Source organism: Roseomonas sp. TAS13, from assembly GCF_001950415.1.
GTDB lineage: Bacteria > Pseudomonadota > Alphaproteobacteria > Acetobacterales > Acetobacteraceae > Roseomonas > Roseomonas mucosa.
The window spans coordinates 1-5,291 of sequence record NZ_BDLP01000304.1; the positions used below are offsets into that span (position 1 = coordinate 1).

A 5,291-nucleotide genomic window follows, 5' to 3' on the forward strand; every position below is an offset into this window, starting at 1 on the left:
TCGCCTTACGGTGGAGCTGTGCGTAGATGTGATCAAGAGACAGGCCGCCGTGGCGGCGCTGGCCGAGGCCGGCGGCGGCGCCCCGGTCGGCGGCATGGTCACGGTGCTGCTGACCGACGACCGCGAGATCAAGCGCCTCAACAGCTTGCATCGCGGCAAGAACAAGCCGACCAACGTCCTGTCCTTTCCGGCGGAGATGCCGGGCCTGCTGGGCGACATCGCCGTGGCGCTGGGCGTCGTGCGGCGGGAGGCCCGGGCGGCCGGGCGGCCGATGCACGCGCATCTGGCCCATCTGGTGGCGCATGGCGCGCTGCACCTGGCGGGCTACGACCATCTCCATGCGGGCGAGGCCCGGCGGATGGAGCGGGCGGAGGCACGGATCATGCGCCGCCTCGCCCTGCCCAATCCCTGGCGAGGGGTGGCCTGAGATGAGCGAGCACACGCCGGCCGCCGGCAACGGCAATGGCCAGAACGGCCAGGGTGAGCGCGGGGGCGAGCGCGGCCTGCTCTGGTGGCTGGGGGCGCTGACCCGCAGGAAGGAGGCGGAAAGCGTCCGCGAGCGCTTCGAGGCGCTGGTGGATGGCAGTGGCGAGGAGGGCGATCCGGGCGAGCCGCCCGAGCTCGACGCCGCCGAGCGCCTGCTGTTGGGCAATGTCCTGAAGCTGCGCGGCAAGACGGCGCTGGACGTCATGGTGCCGCGCGCCGACATCGTCGCCATGCCCGAGAAGCTGACGCTGCAGCAGGCCATCGAGCTGATCCAGCGCGAGGGACACAGCCGCCTGCCGGTCTATCGCGAGAACCTCGACGACATCGTGGGCATGGTCCACATCAAGGATGTCTTCGCGGCGGTGGGGCACGAGGCGGCCTTCGACCTCAAGGCCATCCTGCGCAAGCCGCTCTTCGTGGCGCCGCAGATCCCGGTGCTGGACCTGCTGCTGCAGATGCGCATGGCCCGCATCCACCTCGCTTTGGTGGTGGACGAGTATGGCGGCATCGACGGCCTCGTGACGATCGAGGATCTGGTCGAGACCATCGTCGGCGACATCTCCGACGAGCATGACGAGGAGGAGCTGCCGCAGATCGTGGAGCGCCCCGACGGCACGCTCGACGTCGATGCCCGCATGCCGGTGGAGGATTTCGAGGCCCGCATGGGCCCGATCCTGACGCCGGAAGAGCATCACCAGGACATCGACACGGTGGGCGGGCTGGTCTTCACCCTGGCCGGCCGGGTGCCGAAGAAGGGCGAGCTGGTCTCGCATCCCGGTTCGGGGCTGGAGTTCCGCGTGCTGGAATCCGACCCGCGCCGCATCCGCCGCCTGCGGGTGCGCCGTCCCCTGGTGGACAACCCGGCGGACACGCGGCAGGCCGCGGAGTAGCGAGGGGGAAGGGACGGGCCGGGGAGGGGGAGCCAGCCGCCTCTCCCGATCGTCACCAACTGTGGCTTGCCGGGGGGGCGACCCCTGGCTACCAGCCCGGCGTGTTCACGAATCTGTCCCGATTCGCCGCAAGGCTCCATGGTTGGCGCCTGCTCGCGGCTTCCGCCCTGCTGGGCGCCCTGACAGCCCTGGCCCTGGCGCCGCTGCATCTCGTGCCCGTGCTGTGGCTGACCCTGCCGGGCCTGCTCCTGCTGCTCGACGTCGCGCCCGGCCGCTGGCGCGCCCTGGCTGTCGGCTGGGCCTGGGGGTGGGGCTTCCAGGTCGCGGGCCTCTACTGGATCACCGAGGCGATCCTGGTGGAGGCGGACCGCCTGTGGTGGGCGGTGCCGCTGGCCGTACCGGCGCTGGCCCTGCCGATGGGGGCCTTCACCATCCTGCCGGCCCTGGCGGCCTGGGCCTCGCCGCCCGGCTGGCGCCGCGTCCTGGCTTTCGCCGGGGCCTGGACCGGGGCGGAGATGCTGAAGGGCTGGGCCTTCACCGGTTTCCCGTGGAACCTGCTGGGCTCGGCCTGGGCCTTCGATGCCCTGCCGGTGCAGGGAGCGGCCTGGATCGGCGCCTATGGGCTCTCGCTGGTCACGGTGCTGCTGGCCTGCGCCCCGCTTCTCGGCCGGCGCGGCATGGCCGGGGCGCTGGCCGGGCTGGCGGGCTTCGGCCTGCTCGGCGTCTGGCGCCTGCAACAGGATGCGCCGCCGGACCAGCCGGTGACGCTGGTACTGGTGCAGGGCAACATCGCGCAGCAGCTCAAATGGGACCCGGCCTCGCGCTGGGCGATCTTCCGCCGCTATCTCGACCTGACGAAGCAGGGGACGGCCCGCGCCGTGGAGGCCGCGCCGCCCGGCAACCGCATCGTGGCGGTCTGGCCGGAAACCGCGAGCCCCTTCCTGCTGGCGCAGGACCCGGATGCCCGGCGCTATGTGGCGGAGACCCTGCCGCCGGGCGGAATCCTGCTGGGCGGGACGGACCGGGCGGAGTTCGGCCCCGACCGCAGCCTCCGGGCGGTGTACAACAGCCTGGTCGGAGTGGATTCCGAAGGGGAGCTGCTGGGCGGCTACGACAAGAGCCATCTGGTGCCCTTCGGCGAGTACATGCCGCTGTCCGGCCTGCTGCCGCTGCGCGTCATCCGGGGCGGGATGGACTTCTCCGCCGGCACGGGGCCGGTGACGCTGCGGCTTGGGGGCCTGCCCGGCTTCTCGCCCCTGATCTGCTACGAGGTGATCTTTCCGGGGGCCGTGGTGCTGCAGCGGGACCGGCCCGACTGGATGCTGAACATCACCAACGACGCCTGGTTCGGCCAGTCGGCCGGACCCTACCAGCACCTGGCGGCGGCCCGGCTGCGGGCCGTGGAGGAGGGGCTGCCCCTGGCCCGCGCGGCGCAGACGGGCATCTCGGCCGTATTCGATTCGCAGGGGCGCGAGAGGGCTCATCTGGGCCTGGGCCTGATGGGGGCTGTAACCACTCCGCTCCCTGGCCGTTTGCCCCCGACATTGTTCTCGAAAACGGGATTGTGGGGACCCGGACTTCTGGCTCTGATCTGTTTTCTGACGGGTTTCCGGCGGTGGAAGCCAAAAATTGTGCTGGAAAATCCGGGAGAGATGATCTAAAAAAAGAGAAATCTCAAAAGAGTTGACAAATTCTTTCTGCAATCGCAGGTTATAGAGAGAACAGAGGGGGCAGCCGCTCCATGGTGCAGTCGATAGCCTTCGCCCGAGACGCCCAGGAAACGCGCCGTCGTACGGATGATGTGCCTGGCAAGAGCCGGCCGAACGGAAAATTGGAGAACGGTCAGATGTCGAGGGACGAGCCGGCTGAGCGTGGCGAGCGGGAGCATCGCCCCAGCCCCATCGATGTCCATGTGGGAGGACGCGTCCGCCTGCGACGCACCCTGCTGGGCATGAGCCAGGAGAAGCTGGGCGAGGCGCTGGGCCTCACCTTCCAGCAGGTCCAGAAATACGAGCGTGGCGTGAACCGGATCGGCGCATCCCGCCTGTTCGACATCGCGCGCGTGCTGGACGTGCCGATCGGCTTCTTCTTCGACGACATGCCCGATGGCGTGGGTGGCGGCAGCCGCACCCGGCTGGCCGGCTTCGCCGAGGGGCAGGAAGGCTTCGAGGACGACACGCTGAACCGGCGCGAGACGCTGGAACTGGTGCGCGCCTATTACCGCATCACGGAACCGGCCGTGCGCAAGCGGGTCTTCGACCTGATCAAGAGCCTCGCCCCGGTCGACTGAGACAGGCCCCCTGGCCGGGGGCTGTCGGCATCGCCTGAACGCCATGCCCGTCCCTGCGGTCAGGCCATGCGGATCTCAGTCCCGAAGCTGGGGGTTGTCGAAGCGGGGCTCCCGGTAGCGGCACAGGGCCGTCTCCAGGGCCCGCGCCAGATCCCGCTTGTCCTCGCCCGAGAGGCAGCGTCCGATCTCGATCCCCCGGTCGCGGCACAGGAGCCGGAGCTGGCCGGCCGAACCCGGGTGGCTGCGCAGCTCCACACGGGTCCAGTAGGGCTGGAGCAGGAACTCCTCCCGCCTTCCCCGCGCGTCGGTGCGCCGGACCCGCAGCAGGTCCGCCGTCAGGGAAAGAATCTCCGACACCCGGCCGGAACGCCGGTGGTGCAGCGCCATGAGGGCCAGCACCAGCGGGATCTCGAAGCCCATGAAGCCCAGGATGGGCCAGGCGCCGAGCAGGAAGAACACCACGCAGAGCGCCGCCGCCGCCGAGCCCAGGAGCAGCGCCAGCACCAGGAAGGCCCGTGGCGTCCAGGAGCGGGGCGGCACGCTGACGGCCTCGAAGAGCACGGGCTCCTCCAGGTGCCGGGCCTCCCCGATGGGCGCTTCCCCCATGGGCGCATCCACTGTCATGGTGGGGAAAGATAGGCTAGCGAGATCGCCGTGCCAGCCGAATCCTCCGAAAAGCCGCCCGCTGCCCGGTCCCGGCCCGCCCGCCGCCCCGCCACCGCCCTGCACGGCACGGCGGGGGAGCCACGCCGGGCCCGGCGGATGCCGCCCGCCCAGGCCCTGCGCTTCCTGGAGGCGCTGCGCGACGCCAATCCGGATGCGCAGACCGAGCTGCATTACGGCAACCCCTTCACCCTGCTGGTGGCCGTGGTCCTTTCCGCCCAGACCACCGATGCGGCGGTGAACCGGGCGACCGACCCGGCGCGCGGCGGCCTCTTCGCGGTGGCGGACAACCCCGCCGCCATGGTGGCCCTGGGCGTGGAGGGCGTGGGCGGGCACATCCGCAGCATCGGGCTTTGGCAAGGCAAGGCGCGCAACGTGGTTGCCCTGTCGCAGATGCTGCTGGACCGGCATGGCGGGGAGGTGCCCGACAGCCGCGAGGCGCTGGAGGCCCTGCCCGGCGTCGGCCGCAAGACCGCCTCCGTGGTGCTGAGCGTCGCTTTCCACCAGCCCGCCATGGCGGTGGACACGCATATCTTCCGCCTGGGCAACCGCACCGGCCTCGCCCCGGGCAAGGATGTGCGGGAGGTGGAGGAGGCGCTGCTGAAGCGCTGCCCCCCGGAATGGCTGCGCGACGCGCATCACTGGCTGATCCTGCACGGGCGCTATGTCTGCAAGGCCCGGCTGCCGGAATGCTGGCGCTGCGCGGCACGCGAATTCTGCAACTACCGCGACAAGGTGCTCGTCCCGCCGCAACGGTCCAGGACAGCCTGACCGCCACACCCCCGCAGCGGACGGCCGCTCCACCCGCCCCGCGCACGGCACGATGCCGGCCGCCGGCGGAAGCCGGGACTTCCGCCCTGGGCCGTTGTGCCGCGTGGCGGCCCGCCGGGGGAGAGGCGCCGCCTCTCCCGCCGGACCCCCTCTCCGCCGGGGACCGAAGCCGGTCCCCGGACCCCGGGCTT

General features: G+C 71.1%; 6 protein-coding genes. 5 read left to right on the forward strand and 1 reads right to left on the reverse strand.

Translation table 11 applies throughout. The annotated features are described in order from the left end of the window. The first annotated feature begins 49 nt into the window (after positions 1 to 49). The 4 genes from ybeY to ROTAS13_RS18700 all read left to right on the forward strand — a co-directional run bounded on the left by ybeY (position 50) and on the right by ROTAS13_RS18700 (position 3,666). Positions 50 to 427 carry an rRNA maturation RNase YbeY gene (gene ybeY, locus ROTAS13_RS18685; RefSeq protein WP_253187709.1) on the forward strand — a complete coding sequence of 126 codons (378 nt, stop codon included), beginning with the start codon at positions 50 to 52 and terminating at the stop codon, positions 425 to 427. 1 nt (position 428) lies between these two features. Beyond that, complete coding sequence (locus ROTAS13_RS18690) at positions 429 to 1,376, forward strand: hemolysin family protein (RefSeq protein ID WP_019459307.1); 948 nt, start codon at positions 429 to 431, stop codon at positions 1,374 to 1,376. A 101-nt stretch (positions 1,377 to 1,477) separates the two neighbouring features. Continuing rightward, entirely contained in the window at positions 1,478 to 3,037 is a 1,560-nt protein-coding gene (gene lnt, locus ROTAS13_RS18695; RefSeq protein ID WP_075823077.1) for an apolipoprotein N-acyltransferase, read from the forward strand. Between the two features lie 185 nt (positions 3,038 to 3,222). Continuing rightward, entirely contained in the window at positions 3,223 to 3,666 is a 444-nt protein-coding gene (locus ROTAS13_RS18700; RefSeq protein ID WP_019459309.1) for a helix-turn-helix domain-containing protein, read from the forward strand. A gap of 75 nt (positions 3,667 to 3,741) precedes the next feature. Here the strand turns inward: ROTAS13_RS18700 and ROTAS13_RS18705 are convergent, their stop codons facing one another. Then, a complete protein-coding gene (locus ROTAS13_RS18705) occupies positions 3,742 to 4,272 on the reverse strand; it encodes a DUF2244 domain-containing protein (RefSeq protein WP_075823078.1) in 531 nt (176 codons plus the stop codon). Positions 4,273 to 4,428: 156 nt separating this feature from the next. Here ROTAS13_RS18705 and nth point away from each other — a divergent pair, with 156 nt between their 5' ends. Then, on the forward strand, positions 4,429 to 5,100 hold the full coding sequence (gene nth, locus ROTAS13_RS18710) for an endonuclease III (RefSeq protein WP_099781731.1): 672 nt from the start codon (positions 4,429 to 4,431) through the stop codon (positions 5,098 to 5,100). The last annotated feature ends 191 nt before the right edge of the window (positions 5,101 to 5,291 follow it).